General features: G+C 70.8%; 16 protein-coding genes and 1 pseudogene. 5 read left to right on the forward strand and 12 right to left on the reverse strand.

Going from position 1 to position 17,910, the window contains the following annotated elements; all coding sequences use genetic code 11:
• Nucleotides 1-3: 3 nt before the first annotated feature.
• The 3 genes from QFZ26_RS04775 to QFZ26_RS04785 form a co-directional block, all read right to left on the reverse strand.
• Nucleotides 4-2,541 carry a DEAD/DEAH box helicase gene (locus QFZ26_RS04775; protein ID WP_307039753.1) on the reverse strand — a complete coding sequence of 846 codons (2,538 nt, stop codon included), beginning with the start codon at nucleotides 2,539-2,541 and terminating at the stop codon, nucleotides 4-6.
• A gap of 68 nt (nucleotides 2,542-2,609) precedes the next feature.
• Nucleotides 2,610-3,338, reverse strand: a complete 729-nt coding sequence (locus QFZ26_RS04780) for an LGFP repeat-containing protein (protein WP_307039755.1) — start codon at nucleotides 3,336-3,338, stop codon at nucleotides 2,610-2,612.
• Between the two features lie 192 nt (nucleotides 3,339-3,530).
• Nucleotides 3,531-4,166 carry a TetR/AcrR family transcriptional regulator gene (locus QFZ26_RS04785; protein WP_307039756.1) on the reverse strand — a complete coding sequence of 212 codons (636 nt, stop codon included), beginning with the start codon at nucleotides 4,164-4,166 and terminating at the stop codon, nucleotides 3,531-3,533.
• Between the two features lie 95 nt (nucleotides 4,167-4,261).
• On the opposite strand from QFZ26_RS04785, the gene QFZ26_RS04790 reads away from it, so the two are divergent.
• A complete protein-coding gene (locus QFZ26_RS04790) occupies nucleotides 4,262-4,582 on the forward strand; it encodes a hypothetical protein (RefSeq protein ID WP_307039758.1) in 321 nt (106 codons plus the stop codon).
• Between the two features lie 1,242 nt (nucleotides 4,583-5,824).
• Nucleotides 5,825-6,724, forward strand: coding sequence for a hypothetical protein (locus QFZ26_RS04795; RefSeq protein ID WP_307039760.1), 900 nt, complete (start codon nucleotides 5,825-5,827; stop codon nucleotides 6,722-6,724).
• Nucleotides 6,725-6,727: 3 nt separating this feature from the next.
• Here the strand turns inward: QFZ26_RS04795 and QFZ26_RS04800 are convergent, their stop codons facing one another.
• Nucleotides 6,728-7,516, reverse strand: coding sequence for a DUF1353 domain-containing protein (locus tag QFZ26_RS04800; RefSeq protein ID WP_307039762.1), 789 nt, complete (start codon nucleotides 7,514-7,516; stop codon nucleotides 6,728-6,730).
• Between the two features lie 221 nt (nucleotides 7,517-7,737).
• Between QFZ26_RS04800 and QFZ26_RS04805 the strand changes: the two are divergent.
• A pseudogene (locus QFZ26_RS04805) lies at nucleotides 7,738-10,186 on the forward strand (phosphoketolase family protein).
• Between the two features lie 50 nt (nucleotides 10,187-10,236).
• Here the strand turns inward: QFZ26_RS04805 and QFZ26_RS04810 are convergent.
• The 7 genes from QFZ26_RS04810 to QFZ26_RS04840 form a co-directional block, all read right to left on the reverse strand.
• Complete coding sequence (locus QFZ26_RS04810; RefSeq protein WP_307039763.1) at nucleotides 10,237-11,037, reverse strand: hypothetical protein; 801 nt, start codon at nucleotides 11,035-11,037, stop codon at nucleotides 10,237-10,239.
• A gap of 246 nt (nucleotides 11,038-11,283) precedes the next feature.
• The gene (locus QFZ26_RS04815) at nucleotides 11,284-12,273 is read right to left on the reverse strand and encodes an aldo/keto reductase (protein WP_307039765.1); all 990 of its coding nucleotides are present in this window, start codon (nucleotides 12,271-12,273) and stop codon (nucleotides 11,284-11,286) included.
• Between the two features lie 101 nt (nucleotides 12,274-12,374).
• Nucleotides 12,375-13,274, reverse strand: coding sequence for a PhzF family phenazine biosynthesis protein (locus tag QFZ26_RS04820; protein WP_307039767.1), 900 nt, complete (start codon nucleotides 13,272-13,274; stop codon nucleotides 12,375-12,377).
• Nucleotides 13,275-13,351: 77 nt separating this feature from the next.
• A complete protein-coding gene (locus QFZ26_RS04825; protein WP_307039769.1) occupies nucleotides 13,352-13,954 on the reverse strand; it encodes a hypothetical protein in 603 nt (200 codons plus the stop codon).
• 118 nt (nucleotides 13,955-14,072) lie between these two features.
• Complete coding sequence (locus tag QFZ26_RS04830; RefSeq protein ID WP_307039771.1) at nucleotides 14,073-14,513, reverse strand: VOC family protein; 441 nt, start codon at nucleotides 14,511-14,513, stop codon at nucleotides 14,073-14,075.
• 57 nt (nucleotides 14,514-14,570) lie between these two features.
• Nucleotides 14,571-15,044 carry an SRPBCC family protein gene (locus QFZ26_RS04835; protein ID WP_307039773.1) on the reverse strand — a complete coding sequence of 158 codons (474 nt, stop codon included), beginning with the start codon at nucleotides 15,042-15,044 and terminating at the stop codon, nucleotides 14,571-14,573.
• Entirely contained in the window at nucleotides 15,041-15,454 is a 414-nt protein-coding gene (locus QFZ26_RS04840) for an ArsR/SmtB family transcription factor (RefSeq protein ID WP_307039775.1), read from the reverse strand. The genes QFZ26_RS04835 and QFZ26_RS04840 overlap by 4 nt, the downstream gene beginning before the upstream one ends.
• A 155-nt stretch (nucleotides 15,455-15,609) precedes the next feature.
• On the opposite strand from QFZ26_RS04840, the gene QFZ26_RS04845 reads away from it, so the two are divergent.
• A complete protein-coding gene (locus tag QFZ26_RS04845) occupies nucleotides 15,610-16,035 on the forward strand; it encodes a VOC family protein (RefSeq protein ID WP_307044925.1) in 426 nt (141 codons plus the stop codon).
• Nucleotides 16,036-16,077: 42 nt separating this feature from the next.
• On the opposite strand, the gene QFZ26_RS04850 is transcribed toward QFZ26_RS04845, so the two are convergent.
• Entirely contained in the window at nucleotides 16,078-16,536 is a 459-nt protein-coding gene (locus QFZ26_RS04850; protein WP_307039777.1) for a MarR family winged helix-turn-helix transcriptional regulator, read from the reverse strand.
• Between the two features lie 129 nt (nucleotides 16,537-16,665).
• On the opposite strand from QFZ26_RS04850, the gene QFZ26_RS04855 reads away from it, so the two are divergent.
• On the forward strand, nucleotides 16,666-17,886 hold the full coding sequence (locus QFZ26_RS04855; RefSeq protein WP_307039779.1) for an MFS transporter: 1,221 nt from the start codon (nucleotides 16,666-16,668) through the stop codon (nucleotides 17,884-17,886).
• Nucleotides 17,887-17,910: the final 24 nt, after the last annotated feature.

Genomic DNA, 17,910 nt, shown 5'->3' on the forward strand with positions numbered 1-17,910 from the left:
GAGCTACAGCTGTACGACCTCGGTGACGCGCACGACCGCGGCGCCCTCCTCGGCCGAGGCGTCGAGGTCGACCTCGGCGCGGATGCGCCAGTCGTGGTCGCCCGCCGGGTCGTCGAGGGTCTGCTCGACGCGCCAGGTGCCCGCCGCGGCATCCGTCTCGTCGATCGTGATGAGCCGCGGTGATCGCGCGGCGCCGCCCGTGCCGATCGTGTCGTGCTCGTCGTAGTAGCGGTCGAGCGCGCCGGGCCAGTCGACGTCGGGGTCGAGCTCGGCCAGCTCGTCGTCGCGCTGAAGTGCCGCGAGCTGCACGCGGCGGAAGAGCTCGTTGCGCACGAGCACCATGAACGCCCGCCGGTTCGTGACGACGCTCGGCGGTGCCGGGGGCACGACCGCGGTCTCGTCTTCGGGCAGGTGGCTCGTGGGGTCGACGAGCTCGTTCCACTCGTCCACGAGGCTCGAGTCGACCTGGCGCACGAGCTCGCCGAGCCACTCGATGATGTCGAGCAGCTCCTCGTTCTTCGCCTCGGTGGGCACCGTCTGGCGAATGGCGCGGAACGCGTCGGAGAGGTAGCGCAGTACGAGTCCCTCGCTCCGGGCGAGCTGGTAGAACCCGACATATTCCCCGAACGACATGGAGCGCTCGAACATGTCGCGCACGACCGACTTCGGCGAGAGCTCGAAATCGCGCACCCACGGCTGGCTCGACGCGAACACCTCGAACGACTGCCCGAGCAGCTCGTCGAGCGGCTTCGGCCACGTCACCTGCTCGACCAGTTCCATGCGCTCGTCGTATTCGATTCCCTCTTGCTTCATGCGGCCGATCGCCTCGCCACGGGCCTTGAACTGCTGCTGCGAGAGGATCGGGCGCGGGTCGTCGAGGGTCGCCTCGATGACGCTCACGACATCGAGCGCGTAGTGGCCGGTGCCGACGCCCGACTCGGCGGTGGCCTCTGGGTCGAGCAGCTCGATGGCCGCGAGGGCGAACGGCGAGAGCGGCTGGTTCAGTGCGAAGTTCGGCTGCAGGTCGACGGTGAGGCGCACGATCGGCACGCCCGTGCCGTCGGCGGCGGGCAGCAGCTCGACGACGCCGGCGTCGCGGAGGGTGCGGAAGATCTCGAGTGCACGCCGGGCGAGCTCGAACTGGCGCGGCCTTGGTTCGTGGTTGTCGAAGACGAGCGATCGGATGTCGCCGATCACGTCTCCGCCGCGACCGATGACGTTGATCAGCATCGCGGCGGTGAGCTTCAGCTGCGGCGTGAGCGGCTCGGGCTCGGCGGCGACGAGGCGCTCGAAGGAGCCTTCGCCCCACATCACGAAGCCCGCGGGCGCCTTCTTGCGCACGACCTTCTTGAGCTTCTTGGGGTCGTCGCCCGCCTTGCGGATCGAGACCTCGTTCTCGATCTCGTGGTCGGGTGCGAGCACCACGACGGTGCCGGCCGTGTCGTAGCCGGCCCGGCCGGCGCGACCGGCGACCTGGTGGAACTCGCGCGCCGAGATCTGCCGCATGCGCTGCCCGTCGAACTTGGCGAGCGCGGTGAGCAGCACGGTGCGGATGGGCACGTTGATGCCGACGCCGAGCGTGTCGGTGCCGCAGATGACGCGGAGGAGCCCGCGCTGGGCGAGCGTCTCGACGAGGCGACGGTAGCGCGGCAGCATGCCGGCGTGGTGCACGCCGATTCCCGAGCGCACGAGCCGTGAGAGCGTCTTGCCGAAGGCCGTGTTGAAGCGGAATCCGCCGATCGCCTCGGCGATCTCGTCGCGCTGCTCGCGCGTGATGACGCGGATCGACGAGAGGGCCTGCGCCCGCTCCATGGCGGCCGCCTGGGAGAAGTGCACGATGTAGACGGGCGCCTGGCGGGTCTCGAGCAGCTCCTCGACGGTCTCCTGCACGGGGGTCTTCGCGTAGGAGAAGTGCAGCGGCACGGGCCGGTCGACCCCCGTGACGCGGGCGGTGTCGCGGCCGGTTCGCCGCGCGAGGTCGTCGGCGATCGCGGTCACGTCGCCGAGCGTCGCCGACATCAGGATGAACTGCGCGCGATGCAGCGTGAGCAGCGGCACCTGCCACGCCCACCCGCGATCGGGATCGCCGTAATAGTGGAACTCGTCCATCACCACCTGGTCGACCTCGGCGTCAGGTCCGTGCCTGAGGGCGAGGTTCGCGAGGATCTCAGCGGTGCAGCAGATGATCGGAGCATCGGGATTCACCGAGCTGTCACCGGTGACCATGCCGACGTTCACGGCTCCGAAGATGTCGACGAGCTGGAAGAACTTCTCGCTCACGAGCGCCTTGATGGGCGCCGTGTAGTAGGAGCGGCCGCCGCGGGCGATGGATGCCGCGTGCGCGGCGACCGCGACGAGCGACTTGCCCGTGCCCGTCGGCGTCGAGAGGATCACGTTCGCGCCCGAGACGATCTCGATGACCGCTTCGTCTTGCGCGGGGTAGAGCGTGAGCGCGCGGTCGTCGGCCCAGTCGACGAACGCGTCGTACATCGCGTCGGCGTCGTACGGGCGCGGGGCGCGGTCGAGGAGCGGCTGGGTCATCCGTCAGAGTCTGTCACGGCTGGCCACGCGACGGCGGGCGCAGCGCTCGGCGCCGCCGAGGGCCCGGTTCAGCCGCGCGGGGCGAAGTCCGTGTGCAGGCGCCCGAGCACTCCGTGCCCGGGCGACGTGTCGAGGTCGACGGATGCCGCCGGCGCGGTGATCGCGATCTCGTGCCCGCCGGCTGGCGACCAGGCGATGGTGCCGTGCTCGAAGCATCCGCTCAGCACGCCCGTCTCGGCGTCGTATCGCACGTCGCCGACCGGCATGCCGAGTGCCGACCGCTCCCAGCCGAGCAGCGCCCAGATGTCGCGCACCATGCCGTGCACGATCGCGGCGCCGTGCCTCGCCGACCAGAAGATCGACCCGCCCTCGAAGTGGGCGAACCCTGCGGTCGCGGCGCCGGCCTCGTCGACCGCGCCGGCGATGCGCTGCTCGTCGGTGGTCGGCAGCCCGAGGAACGACGCCTCGCCGCCGACCGACTGCCAGCGCTCGGCGATCGCGCCGTGCGCCTCGTGGGCACCGGTGCGCTCGGACCAGTACACCGAGCCACGCTCGTACTCGCGGCGGTAGACGTGGGCCTCACCGACCCGAGCGTGCAGCGTCACGGCCTCACCGAGCCACGGGTGCTCGGCGCGCTTGGCGCTGATCGCCGGCACGGCGACGAGCAACCGGTTCGCCGGGTCGTAGCGCACGGCCGCGCGGAAGTCCGACCAGCTCACGGTGCGTTCGAGGCGCTTCGGGGGCACACCGCCCGCCGCTGCCGCGTGCGACTGCGAGAACCGCGTCGATCGCGTCATCCGGTCTTCCATTTGTTGCTCCACTCGTCGGGCCCGGAAGCCCGGGAGAACGGGGGAAGCCGGCCGGCACTCCGTTCGGGGAGGTGCTGACCGGCTACCCGATCGCCGGGTGCGGTGACAGTTCCCCCTGCGGTCCGCACTCCGTCGATCGTGTTCAACGCTATGAGCGGCGCGAGGGTCGACGAATCAGGGCTATCCCTGATTCTCGTGGGCGACGACCTGATTCTCGGATGCCCCGGCCTCGGCGCTCGCGAGCGCGGCCGCCGCGATGGCTGTGGCCACGTCGACGACCGCTCGCCGCCGGGCATCAGCCCTGGCGTTCGAGGTGCCCGCGAGGAACCGGTCGAGCTGGCTGAGCACCGGCCAGGCGTTCACGAGGGTGACGATCGTGAGGAGCAGCTCGCCCGCGGCAGCACGCCCGATGCCGGGGAGGAGCTCTTGGAAGCGCGCGACCTTCTCGTCGTGGTAGCTCGCCCGTGCGGCGTCGGCGACGGTGGCATCGGCACGCTCGAGGCCCTCCCAGAAGACGAGCCTGGGGATCACACCGTCGGCGAGGTGATGGTCGAAGAGGCGGCCGGCGTAGTCGCCGACGGCCTCTGGGCCCGTGCCGCGCATCGGCACGTCGTCCATCGATGCGCGGAGCCGGGCGGCGAGCACGGCGGCGAAGAGGTCGTCTTTCTTGCCGAAGTACTGGTAGATGCGCTCCTTGTTGACGCCGGCGGTCGTGGCGATGCGGTCGACACGGGCGCCGGCGAGGCCGTGCTCGCTGAATTCGGCGGTTGCCGCGTCGAGAAGGAGGCGCTTGGTGCGCTCGGTGTCCCAGGCCATGTTGCCAGTCTAGCAATTTTCCAACTGGATAGTTGTGGAATTGTCCGCGGCGTGGTTCAATAGCAACCAATCAGTTGGAATTACGAAGGAGACACATGAACCCCAACGCCACCCCTGCCGACGTCCGCGATGGCCTTGCCCAGGCCGCTCCCGCGGCGCCCACCGCTCAGGTCGCTCCGGCCGGCCCGCCCTCCGTGCACGTGCGCGCCGTCATCACCTGGCTCGCGATCTTCCCGCTCGTGGCCATCGGCATGCTCGTCATCGCGCCGTTCTCCGAGTCGTGGCATCCGGTGCTCCGCGCGTTCGTGCTCACGCTCGTGGTCGTGCCCGTCGCGGTCTACCTGGTCGTGCCGCGGCTCATGCGCGCGTACGGCGCTCTTCGCCGCCGTGCCCCTCGTTCTGGGGCGAGCGCTTGATGCGCTCGCCCACCGCGGACTAACGTTCGCACAGGCCGACGCATTCTGGCGCGCCACCGACGCAGGAGGACCCCATGCTGATCGCCCAGAAGGCGGGCACCGAATCGGCGACCGAACCCGAGTCCGGCACCTTCGACGTCGCACTCGTGGTGGTGCACGGCATGGGCAACGCGTACCGGAGCCAGATCCTCCTCGAGTGGGCCGAGCCCATCCTCGAGCGCATCGACTGGCTCGCCCGCGACCGGGTGATCGGTGCCGATGAGCACCACGGCGTGACGATCCACGACTCCGACCTCTCCGGCGCCGTGCCGATGGTGACGGCCACGGTGCGGTTCCCGAAGCGTCGCGATGCGGGTGCCCCGGATGCCCCGGTCGAGACCGTCGAGCGCAAGATCGCGATCCTCGAGGCACGCTGGTCGGAGTCGTTCGTGCCGATGACGAGGGCACAGGTCTTCCGCTGGGCGGTGCCGTTCCTCTGGCGAGCCATCACCCGCACGCTCGACCTGTTCCGCAACACCATGGTGCTGCTGCCCTGGCTCACGCTCGTGCATCACCTCGGCCTGCCGCGCGAGCTCCGGCTCCTCCCCCGCTGGGTCATCTTCATCGTCGACCTCGTGCGGGTCGCGATCAGCACCGCCGCGTTCATCGTGACGTGGGTGTTCCTCGTGCTCGTGGGGATCATCCTCACGCCGATCCTCCCGCTGCTCAGTCCGTTGCTCCTGATCCCGTGGTTCAAGGACATCGCGCAGGGCGTGCTCGACGGGCTCGTGGAGTCGATCGGCGACGTCGCGTCGTGGAAGGAACGTCCGGTGCGCGCCTCGGCGATGCGCCTCGTCGTGCGCGATGCGCTCGCACGGGCCAAAGAGCTCGTCGGCGACGGCGACGTGCACCTCTTCGCCCACTCGCAGGGCGCGGCGGTCTCGACGTTCACCCTCTTCGAGGAGCTCGAGCCCAGCGAGTTCCACGTGCGCCGCCTCACGACCGTCGGCGCGGCCGTCGTGCTCCTCGGCCGCGAGAGCTGGCGCGGCCGGAAGGACTCGTATACCCCCGTCGAGACGTGGATCGAGAAGAACCGCAACGCGGCGGCCCGCCGACCGGGTCGCCTGGGACAACCACTGGGCGATCTGGGACCCGTTCTCGGCGGGGCCCATCGCCGACACCGCGAGCGCCGCCCGCAAGCGCTGGCGCGCCGCCTACTTCCCGTCGTCCGAGACGGTCGCCCTCGGCCCCGAAGAGCACGCCGTGCACAACACGAGCCAGCCGTTCCTCGACCACGGCATGTACTTCGCGAACACCGTGCAGGTCGTCGAGCCCACGGCGCGGCACCTGCTCGGACCCGACTTCCCGACGCCGCCCGCCCCGGTCGAGTACATCCGCAACCGCCTCGTCGTCATCGACAAGAAGTCGCTCGGACTCAGCATGATCGCCGCGGTCGTGATCGCCGCGATCCTCCCCGGGCTGCCCGCCGCATCGGCGTTCTTCGCATGGCTCGTGACCGCGGTCGCGAGCGTGATCGGCGCGGTCATCGCGTTCTTCACCGGCGCCGAGGCATCCGTCGCCGTCGATTCGGTCTCGTTCCTCCTCGACGAGAGCAGCGGGGCGCTCTCGACCCTCGGGTGGGTCGTCGCCTCGGCGCTGCTCCTCGCGCTCCTGTTCTGGCTGAACCAGCTCATGCAGAAGCAGACCGAGCGATCGATCGTGTGGGACCGCTGCCCGCTCGACGTACGCACGTGGCTCGTGCTCACCGCCATTCCGCGCGCGCTCTACGTGATCGCTGCGGCCGTCGTCGTCTGGTTCGCGATCCTCGCCTGGAACGATCCGACCCCGTCGACGACGTGGCTCGTGATCGCAGCCGTCGGCCTCGTGATCGTCGCGGCCTTCGTCGTCGCGGAGCCGCGCTTCTCCCCCGCACCGGTCGTCGTGCCGGCACGGTCGACGCTCGACGACGCGCCGACGGTGGTGCCCGCACCGGCACCGATGCGCCTCGGCGTGGCCATGACGAGCGCCGAGTACCGCGACGAACTCACCACCCGCCGCTCGCAGCTGGCCCCCGAGGGCCCCTGGGCGACATGGTGGGCGAAGCGATTCCACGGGTGGCGACCGCCGCAGGCGCCACCGGCGTCCGAGTTGACGTCGCGCTGACGTTCAGTCGTCGTCGGACGTGCGCGCGGTCGACCGCGGCGCGAGGGTCGGTCGCACGACGTCGCGAGGGTCGCCCCCGGCGAACACCTCGACGACCGCCTCCACGAGCCGGAACGGCACGAGCGCCGCGAGGTGCACGAGCAGCAACGGCGCAAGTACCGCGAGCGATCCCGTCAGCATGAGCACGAGCGGCGCGAGCGACCGCCACGGCAGTGCGGCCAGCGTCACGACGGGCAGCGAGAGCAGCCACCAGGGCTGCCAGAACGCCGCGACGGATGCCGCGAGCACGAGGATCGCACCGAGTACCGCCTGCACGACCAGCAGTGCCCCGGCCGGGCCGCCGAACTCGCGCTCCCGGTCGGCGGAGACCCACGCCCACATGAGCCACGACCGGAGCACCGGGACCCGCTGCTCGCGGAGCGCCGTTCGGAAGACGCGGTCGTCCTCGAGCCGCTGTGCGCGCGCCGCCCGCGGATCGCCGAGTCTCGCGGCATCGACCGATCGTTCATCGTGGAGCACGGCAGGTGCCGACTGTCGCCCGTAGCTCGCGATGAAGCTCCACAGCCACATCGGCACCGACGCGAGATCGGTGATGCCGTGGATGCGCGGCTCGCGCTCGTCGGGTGCCGGGTCGGGCGCGCCGGGCGGGCGCGCGCTGATGCGGTAGCGCCGGCCCGTCACGGGGTCCTCGTACGCGAACGGGGCGCGCACGTGGAAGCGGTAGCCGTCGGCGGGCCGCTGGGCGAGCAGGAGCTCGTCGAGGGGGCGTCCGTCGTCGGTGCGGAACGGCATGCGGTCTCCTTCGCTCGGGACCATCCTGCCGCGCGGACCCACGCGAGCAGCAGCGCCACTGCGAGCATGACGGGTACTGATCCGATCGTCGTGAGGAACACCGTGTCGCGCGCGACGACCTCGGCGGGCATCAGGATGACCTTCCTGCCGGCCCGCTGGCCCGCGGCGTCCGCCCGACCTAGGCTCGAGAGTGCACGCCGAGTCGAACGGTTGGGGAGACGATGGCCGGAGCAGTCGAGCAGGGTTCGGAGCAGGGCGCGAATTCGGAGCAGGACGCGGCGGCGGCATCCGTGCCCCTCGAAACGGTCGACGCGTGGTGGCGCGCGGCGAACTTCCTGAGCGTCGCGCAGATCTACCTCCTGCGCAACGCGCTGCTGACGCGACCTCTCGAGATCGACGACGTCAAGCCGCGGCTACTCGGCCACTGGGGCACGTCCCCCGGGCTGAACCTCGTCTACGCGCACCTCAACCGGGCCATCGTCGAGCGCGGCACGCCGATCGTCTACGTGTGCGGCCCCGGGCATGGCGGCCCCGCGATGGTCGCGAACACGTGGCTCGACGGCACGTACTCCGAGCTGTTCCCCGCGGTCACCGCCGACGCGGCGGGCCTCGAGCGCCTCGTGCGGCAGTTCTCGTTCCCGGGCGGCATCCCGTCGCATGCGGCCCCCGAGACGCCGGGATCGATCAACGAGGGCGGCGAGCTCGGCTACTCGCTCATGCACGCCTTCGGCGCGGCGCTCGACAACCCCGGGCTCGTCGTCGCGTGCGTCATCGGCGACGGCGAGGCCGAGACCGGTCCACTCGCGGGGAGCTGGCGCGGGCATTCGTTCCTGAACCCGGTCCACGACGGGGCCGTGCTGCCGATCCTGCACCTCAACGGCTACAAGATCGCGAACCCCACCCTCCTCGCCCGCATCCCCGAGGCTGAACTCGTCGAGTTCTTCCGCGGCAATGGCTACGAGCCGCTGCTCGTCACCGGCGGCTTCGACAGCGAGGAGCCGACGGCGGTGCACGCGCGCATGGCCGACGCGATCGACGTGGCGTTCGATCGCCTCGCCGACATCCGGTCGGATGCCGCAGCCGGCGCCTTCGCAGCCGCGGCACCGCGGTGGCCCGCCATCGTGCTGCGCACCCCGAAGGGGTGGACGGGCCCGCGCGTCGTCGACGGCGTGCAGGTCGAGGGGACGTTCCACGCGCACCAGGTGCCGCTCGCCGGCGTGCGCGAGAACGCCGAGCACCTCGCGCTGCTCGAGACGTGGCTGCGTTCGTACCGGCCCGAGGAGCTCTTCGACGACGACGGGCGCACCGTCGCCGAGCTCGATGCGCTGCGCCCTCGCGGCGAGCTGCGCATGAGCGCCAGCCCGCATGCGAACGGCGGCATCGTGCGCGCCCTCGCGCTGCCGCCGACCGAGTCGTTCTCGCTCGAGGTCGCGCCCACGGCGCGCGGCACGAGCGGCGAGGCCACCCGGGTGCTCGGCACCTGGCTCGCCGAGGTGATTCGCGAGAATCCCGACGACTTCCGCCTCTTCGGACCCGACGAGGTCGAGTCGAACCGGCTCGGCGCGGTGTTCGAGGTCACCGACCGGGCGTGGGCCGAGGCGCTGCATCCGCTCGACGAGCACCTCGCCCGTCACGGCCGCGTCATCGAGGCCGCTCAGCGAGCACCTCATGCAGGGAATGCTCGAGGGATACCTGCTCACCGGCCGGCACGGCCTCATCACGAGCTACGAGGCGTTCATCCACATCGTGGACTCGATGTTCAACCAGCACGCCAAGTGGCTCGAGTCCGCGAACCAGGTGCCGTGGCGCGGCGACGTCGCGAGCCTCACCTACCTGCTCTCGTCGCACGTCTGGCGGCAGGACCACAACGGCTTCTCGCACCAGGACCCGGGCTTCCTGAACGTCGTCGTCAACAAGCAGGCCGAGGTCGTGCGGGTCTACCTGCCGCCCGACGCGAACACGCTCCTCGTCACGATGCGCCATGCCTTCGACACCCAGAACCGCGTCAACGTCGTCGTCGCCGGCAAGCAGCCCCAGCAGCAGTGGCTCTCGCACGAGGAGGCCGAGGCGCATGTCGAGGCGGGGCTCGGCGTGTGGGAGTGGGCGGGCAACGAGCCCGGCTTCGAGGCGACGGATGCCGCGGCATCCGTGCCCGACGTGGTCATCGCGTGTGCGGGCGACGTGCCCACGGTCGAAGCGGTCGCGGCCGCGCAGCTGCTGCGCGGCCGCCTGCCCGAACTGCGGGTGCGGCTCGTCAACGTCGTCGACCTCATGCGCCTGCAGGATCCGTCGCATCACCCGCACGGCCTGCCCGGCACGGCGTTCGATGCGATCTTCACGCGGGAGTCGCCCGTGATCTTCGCCTTCCACGGGTACGCCTCCCTCGTGCACCAGCTCGCGTACCGCCGTACGAACCACGCGAACCTGCACGTCCGCGGCTTTATCGAGCGCGGCACGACCACGACCCCGTTCGACATGCTGCACCTGAACGACCTCGACCGGTATCGCCTCGCGCTCGACGTGCTGCACCGCGTCCCCGGCCTCGCCGGGCGCACGGGCGTCGCCGAGATCGCCGACGAGTGGCATGCGGCGCGCGCGGCCGCTCGCGAGTACGCGTACGAGCACGGCGAGGACCCCGAGTCCATCACCGGCTGGCGGTTCACCCGGTAGACGGCGACGGGCGCCCGGCATGGCCGGGCGCCCGTCGTGCGTTCGACCGACTACGCGCTGCAGCCCCAGGTGTACTTCCCGTTGTAGAGCACGGGATACATGGGCTTGCCGAGGCAGGGGCCGCAGTCCTCGTCGCGAGGAGCCGGCGGGAGCCCCGGGTAGAACTCGGCGGTGTAGGGATTCACGGTCCCGGCCGCTGCGCCCGAGTCGGCGGGGGCTGCGGCGGCGGTGCCGGCGTCGGCGTCGGAGCTCCATTCGGCTTCGTCGGCCGCGACGTCACTCGCCTCAGCTGCGGCGGCCGCAGCTTCCGCGGCGGCGATGCGTGCAGCCTCCGCTTCGGCAGCGAGCCGAGCGGCCTCGGCTGCGCGATGCGCCGCGAGCGCCGTCGACGTCGCCAGCTGTTCGGCCCGGAGCGCGTCGGCGCCCGCGACGAGTGCTGCGGCATCGTCGCCGAAACGGATCATCGTGAGCACGTCGCCGCGGAGCGCCGTCAGGTTCGAGACACCGTCGGCACCGAGCGCCGCGCCGGCCTCATCGATCACCGACTGCGCCTCAGCCACCGCCGATGCGGCGAGACTCGACGCTGCACCACTCCGGAGGGCGGCGATGTCGAGACCTGCGGCGCCGACGCCGACGCGGTTGCCGACCTCCGCGACCGCGAGTTCCTTCGCCTGGGTGAGGTGCGCTGCCGCCTGTGCGCTCTGAGCCTGGTTCACGCCGAGCGCGACCACGATCAGTGCGACCGCGGCGAGTCCGAGCATCCGCGTCGCCTGGCGGCGTGCTGCCGGGCCATGAGGTCGGAGGATCGCCGATCCTCCGTTGTCCAGCGTCGTGTCCCGTCGAGTGGTCATCGGCTTCCTTCCGTCGATACGAACGTGGCGGATCTACCGGGCCGCTGTGCAGCGGCCCGGAGGAGGAAACGTGCCAACCCCTGTGTGTACCGAGTACCCCGTCGCGAACCCGAATCCCGACCGTGCACCCGATGTCGTCCCCCCGGCAACATCACACACGTGCAGCGTATCGACCCACGGCCCCCCTTCGCGCGTCAATTTTCAGGCGCGGTGCCCGATCGCGGGTCGCGAGCGGCCCGAGCAGGGCTACCAGCGCTCGTGCACGGACGCCCGGATGTCGCGATCGTAGAGCTCGCGCACGGCCGCGCCGAAGCCGTCGGGCAGCTCGAGGGCACCGGCCGCGGCGTTCGCGCGCGCCTGTTCGGCGCTGCGCGCGCCGGGGATCACCGAGCTGACGCCCGGCTGCGCCGCGACCCAGGCGAGGGCGACCTGCGCGGCCGTGGCGCCGGGCGCCGCGTCGCGCGCGAGCTCGGTGAACTCCGCTGCCGCACGCACGCCCGTCTCGTAGTCGACGCCCGAGAACGTCTCGCCGACGTCGAAGGACTCGCCGTGCCGGTTGAAGTTGCGGTGGTCGTTCGCCGCGAACACGGTGTCGTTCGTATACCGCCCCGAGAGCAGCCCGCTTGCGAGCGGCACCCTGGCGATGATGCCGACTCCCGCGGCGGCCGCGGCGGGCAGCACCTCGTCGAGGGGCTTCAACCGGAACGCGTTGAGGATGATCTGCACGGATGCCACGTGCGGCCGTGCAATCGCCGCGAGGGCCTCCTCGACCCGCTCGACGCTGACGCCGTAGGCCGCGATCGCGCCCTCGTCGACGAGGGTGTCGAGTGCGTCGTAGACGTGGTCGTCGGAGTACACCGAGGTTGGCGGGCAGTGCAGTTGCACGAGGTCGAGCGTGTCGACGCCGAGGTTGGCGCGGGATCGGTCGGTCCAGGCCCGGAAGTGCTCGAGCGAGTAGTTCTCGTGCTCCTGCGGCATCCGTCGCCCCATCTTCGTGGCGACCGTGACACCTGAACCGGCGTTCGCCCGCAGCCAGGTGCCGATGAGCGTCTCGCTGCGGCCGTCGCCGTAGACGTCGGCGGTGTCGAAGAACGTGACGCCGGCTTCATGCGCGGCGTCGAGCACCGCGAGCGCGTCGGATTCGTCGACCTCGCCCCAGTCGGCGCCGAGCTGCCAGGTGCCGAGGCCGATCACGGAGACGGTGCGGCCGGTACGGCCGAGTGTGCGGGTCTGCATGGTGCTCCTGGGGTTCGGATGTCGTCGGCGGCCGCGCAGACCGCCGAACCGAGCCTAGCCGCGCCTCCGGGCGCCCAGGCGCTGCGGCGGGCGCCCGCGGCTCAGGTGATCGGCACCGCGCGACCGCTCACGACGATGCCGCCATGCTCGGGGATATCGGTCGTGAGCTCACCCGGCCGCCCGACGTGGCGGCCCTGCTCGATCACGACGCGGGCGGGCGGGTTCACGAGGCCGAGTGCTCGGAGGTAGCCGCCCACGGCGGCTGCGGCGGCACCGGTTGCGGGGTCCTCGGTGATGCGGCCCACCGGGAGGAGGTTGCGCGCCTCGAAGCGCGCGGGCTGTGCGGTGTCGCTCCCGCTGCCTCCGTCGCCGTCGCCGTCGCCGAGCGGATGCAGCACGGTGATCGTCGCCTTCCAGTCCTGCGTGTCCATGAACGCACGAACCGCGCCGGGGTCGGCGCTGAAGCCGTCGAACGCCTCGAGTGCGGCCACCACGAGCACCGGATGCCAGTTGCCGGCGAACGCGAGCCGCGGCGGGAACCGCTCGTCGAGCTCGGTTCGGTCGAGGCCGAGCAGCACGAGCAGGCCCTCGAGCACGAACTCGGGGATCGGCTCGACCGCGGGCTCGACGCTCGTGAATGCGGCCCGGAGCTCGTTCGGCCGGTCTGGCGCCGCGGTCGTCTCGATGACGATCTCACCGACCGGGGTCTCGAACCGGAGGGTGCCCGGACCCTCGCGCTCGGCGATGGCGATAGCCGTCGCCACGGTCGCATGGCCGGAGAACGGCACTTCGGCGATCGGCGAGAAGTACCGCACCCGTCGCGCTCCATCGTCGGCCATGCCGGTGATGAACGCGGTCTCGGCGTCGTCGGCCTCGGCGGCGATGCGCTGCATGGTCTCGTCATCGAGCCCGGCGGCGTCGAGCACGACGCCCGCGGGATTGCCGCCGCTCGCGTCGTCGGCGAAGGCGGCGTACCTCAGGATCTCGGGGGCGTCGGTCATCGTTCGATCGTCGCACGGACGAGCGGATGCCGCATCCGCTCGCCCAACCGTCCGGCCGGCAACAGCAGCGGGGCTGCTCAGGCGCCCTTCAGCGGCGAATATCGCGTCGCCGACCACGTGCCGCCGATCGCGCTCACCTTCGTATCGCGGAAGCCGGCCGCGCGCATCACGGCACGAACGGCGTTGTCGCCGGGAGCCGTGCTCGCCCTGCCCTTGCCATGCACGATCCAGACCGGCGCGACGACCCCGCATTCGCGCAGCCAGTCGGGCAGCGAGTCGAGCTCCGCCTCGGTGCGGACGACGGCCACCACGACCGATGCCTCCCAGGGCACGACCCGGGCGGACTCGGCCAGCGCCTCCATGAGCTCCGACACGGGCAGCTCACCGCGCACCGCGACGGTCTCGCCGTGTGCCACGCCGAGCTTCTCGGCGAGCGTCGGCGCGGGCGTCGCGAGCGCTTTCGCCCACGCGGATGCCGCTGCACCGAGCTCGAACCGGAACGAGTCGCCGCCGGCCTCGAACACCATCACGCCATCGACCGCATCGATGCGGCGACACTGCGACCGTGACACCTTCGCCCTGCGACCGCCGCGCACCTCGAGCGCATCGGACTCGAGGTGCAGCGTCACCGCTGTTCGCTGCCCGGCCTCGATCCAGAACGCCTTCGCCTGTCTCCCCATGCATTCTCCCCCCGGCTCATGATGGCGGCCCGTCAATGCGGGCGCAACTGCCGACTGGAGACAGACGGATGCCGCGGCCGGCGCCCTCGATCGGGGGCCGGCCGCGGCATCCGCCGGTTCACGCCTCCTGTTCGGCCCCGAAGCGCTGCCGAGCCTCGACGGGGATGAGCGGCTGCGCAGCCCTGGCCTTGATCTGCTGCACGGCCCAGGTGTTGCCGTCGGGGTCGGCGAAGCCGAAGAAGGTGCCGCCGTCGCGTTCGTCGAAGACGGTGATCTCGCTCGCCTCGATGCCGCGGGACACGAGCTCGTCGCGGGCGGCGGCCGCGTCGGCGACGACGAGCTGGAGCCCGCGCATCGAGCCGGGCGCCATCTCGGTCTGCGACGGCAGGTTGCCGACCACGATCGAGCAGCCCGAGCCGCGCGGCGTCAGCTGTGCGATGTGCATCTGCTCGTTGCGGGTGTCGTGGTCGAGCACGAACCCGACCTGGTCGCGGTAGAACGCGATGGCGCGGTCGATGTCGGTGACCGGGAGGAGGACGACCTCGAGTGTCCAGTCCATGGTGCTGCTCCGTTTCGTTTCGATTCGGTTCTCGATGCGAGCGTGTTGCGGGAGAGGTCAGGCGGCGAGGACGCCGTCGAGACGCTCGTAGCCCTCGCGCACGCCGAGCTCCATGTTCGACTGCACCATGCCGTCGCGAGCCTCGACGGTGGGGTAGGTGGAGTGGATGCGGAGCCGCGTGCGCCCGCCGCCGAGGTCTTCGAATGCGATCGACTCGATGGCCACGACATCGGGGAAGCCCTCGAACTCGAAGGTCTGGATCGCGAACTCGTTCTCGCGCACCGAGTGGAACGTGCCGTTGAACGCGTAGGCCTCGCCGTCGGTGCCGGTGTGCACGTAGCGGTACCCGCCCTGGGGCACGAAGTCCCAGCGCTCGATGTCCATCTCGTAGCCCTGCGGGCCGAGCCACTGCTTGACGAGCTCCGGGTCGCGGTGCGCGTTGAACACGGCGGCGACCGGGGCGTCGAACTCGCGCTCGATGTCGATGAAGGGAAGTCCCTCGGGGGCGGTGATGGTGACAGGGTTCGTCATTGTCCTGCTTCTTCCTGTGTGGTGGTGTTGGTGGTGCCGGCGGTCGGGCCGGCATCGGATGCTGCGGCATTCGTGCCGCGGTCGGTGGCGAGCAGCGCATCGAGCGAACGGAATTGCTGCTCGTGAATCAGCCGGTAGCGGTCGATCCACGCGGTGAGGGCCTCGAGTTGCGCGGCGTCGAGGTGCACGGGCCGGCGTTGCGCGTCACGCGATCTCGTGACGAGGCCCGCCTGCTCGAGTACCTGGATGTGCTTCGAGACCGCCTGCTTGGTGATCTGGAACGGTTCGGCGAGCTCGTTGACCGTGGCAGGCCCGCGGCTCAGTCGGGCGATGATGCGGCGGCGCACCGGGTCGGCCAGCGCCATGAAGGCGCGGTCGAGGCGGTCGTCTGCGCTCGGATCCACGATCATCTCTCCCTCTTTCAACCGTTTCATTGATCAATCATTTGATTGATTACAGAGTACGAAGCTTCGGATGCCGCTGTCAAGTGTTCGGCGAAACTCCCTTGCCGCCGACTCCGCAAGCGACGAGGATCGCCCTGTCAGACGGCGAATCGAAAGGGCACATCATGGTCACGCTGAACCCGTACCTCAACTTCCGCGACAACGCGAAGGAGGCGATGGAGTTCTACCACTCGGTGTTCGGAGGCGAGCTGACGTCGAGCACCTTCGCCGAGTTCGGGGCATCCGAAGACCCCGCCGACGCCGACAAGATCATGCACAGCCAACTCGAGGCCGACGGCGGCCTCGTGCTGATGGGCGCCGACACGCCGAGCTCGATGCCCGACCCGGGCAACGGCGGGCCGATCTCGGTCTCGCTCTCAGGCACCGCCGACGACGACGCCACGCTGCGCGGCTACTGGCAGAAGCTCGTCGACAGCGGGTCGGAGATCGTGCCGCTCGAGGTGGCGCCGTGGGGCGACGCGTTCGGCATGTGCACCGACCGCTACGGCATCACCTGGCTGGTGAACATCAGCGCCGCGGGCGCCTAGGTCCGGCGAAGGCCTCGGTCACCCGCCGCGTCATCGAAGCGCTCAGCCCGTGGCAACGGGCAGCGCGACCCCGTGCAGCGCCGCGACGACCGGCGCCAGCTCGGGTTGACCGGCCGCCTCGGCGAGCACGCGCTCGAGTGTCTCGTCGTGGATGGGCCTGGCCCGTTGGTAGAGCGCGCGCCCGGCGGCGGTGAGCTCGGTGTAGATGCCGCGCCGGTCGTCGGCGCAGAGCACGCGCGTGAGCAGTGCCCGGTCTTCGAGGCGGTTCACGAGTCGCGTCGTCGCGCTCGGGCTGAGCGCGGCGGCGCGCGCGAGCTGCTGCATGCGCATGTGCCAGCCGTCTTGCCGGTTGAGCGCGTCGAGCACGGTGTACTCGACGACCGAGAGATCGGCGGATGCCGCGAGCGAGCGCTCGAGCTCGGCTTCGATGAGTCCGTGCAGGGCGGCGAGCGTGCGCCACCCCTGTGCGCGAACCTCGACGGCGTCGTCGGCGATGCCCATGGCTGCTCCTCGGTCAGGTCTCCCAGAGTTAGTTGCTTGCGCTTTCTATTTGCGCGTGCAAGTATTAACCTCGCTTGCGCAATAGCGCGCGTCTGCAACTATCCCCGACAGTGTAACAGGAGACTGCGCATGCCCCTCGGACTCATCGCCCTCGCCATCGGCGGCTTCGGCATCGGCCTCACGGAGTTCGTCATCATGGGCCTGCTGCCCGAGGTGGCCGCCGACTTCGGCGTCACCGAGGCCGCGGCCGGATGGTTCATCTCGGGCTATGCCCTCGCGGTCGTCGTCGGCGCCCTCGGTCTCACGGCGGCGACGACCCGGCTCCCCCGCAAGCCGGTGCTCATGGGACTGCTCGTGCTCTTCATCGCGGGCAACGCCATCTCGGCCCTGGCCCCCACCTACGAGCTCATGATGACCGGCCGCATCATCGCGGCCCTCTGTCATGGCGCCTTCTTCGGCATCGGCTCGGTCGTCGCCGCCGGCCTCGTCTCCCCCGAGAAAGCCGCCGGCGCCATCGCGATCATGTTCACCGGCCTCACCGTGGCGAACGTGCTCGGCGTGCCGTTCGGGACATTCCTCGGCCAGGAGTTCGGCTGGCGGTCGACGTTCTGGGCCATCTCGGCGATCGGCGTGCTCGCCCTCGTCGGCATCGCCCTGCTCGTGCCCAACCCTCGCACCGATGGCACCGCCCCGAGCCTTCGCCGCGAGCTCACCGCATTCCGCTCGGGACAAGTGTGGCTCTCGCTCACGGTGACGGTGCTCGGCTTCGGCGGCATGTTCGGCGCCTTCACCTACATCGCCTACACGCTCACCGAGGTGAGCGGATTCGCCTCGAGCGCCGTGCCGTGGCTCCTCGTGCTGTTCGGGGCGGGCCTCGTCGTCGGCAATTGGATCGGCGGGCGCCTCGCCGACCGCTCGATCGATGGCACGCTGCTCGGCTTCATCGCCGCGCTCCTCGTCGTGCTCACGCTCTTCGCGTGGCTCGCCCCGAGCCCGGCCGCCACGATCGTGCTGCTCACCCTCATGGGCGGCTTCGGCTTCGGCACGGTGCCCGCACTGCAGAGCCGAGTCATGCGGTACGCCGACCACGCACCGACGCTCGCCTCGGGCGCGAACATCGCCGCGTTCAACCTCGGCAACGCGCTCGGCGCCTGGGCGGGCGGCGCCACGATCGCGGCCGGACTCGGCTACACCTCGCCGATCTGGGTCGGCGCGATCATCACGGCGGCCGCCCTGCTCGTCATGGTCGTCGCGCGGGCTGCCGCACGCCGTACGCGTGTCGCCGACCGAGCGGATGCCCCGGCGCCCGAGCACCTCGATGACGCCCGCGCCGCGGCATCCGTCGCCTGATCTCCCCACCCCACCACCCCTCGA

The sequence above is a fragment of the Agromyces ramosus genome (assembly GCF_030817175.1).
GTDB classification, from domain to species: Bacteria; Actinomycetota; Actinomycetes; order Actinomycetales; family Microbacteriaceae; genus Agromyces; species Agromyces ramosus_A.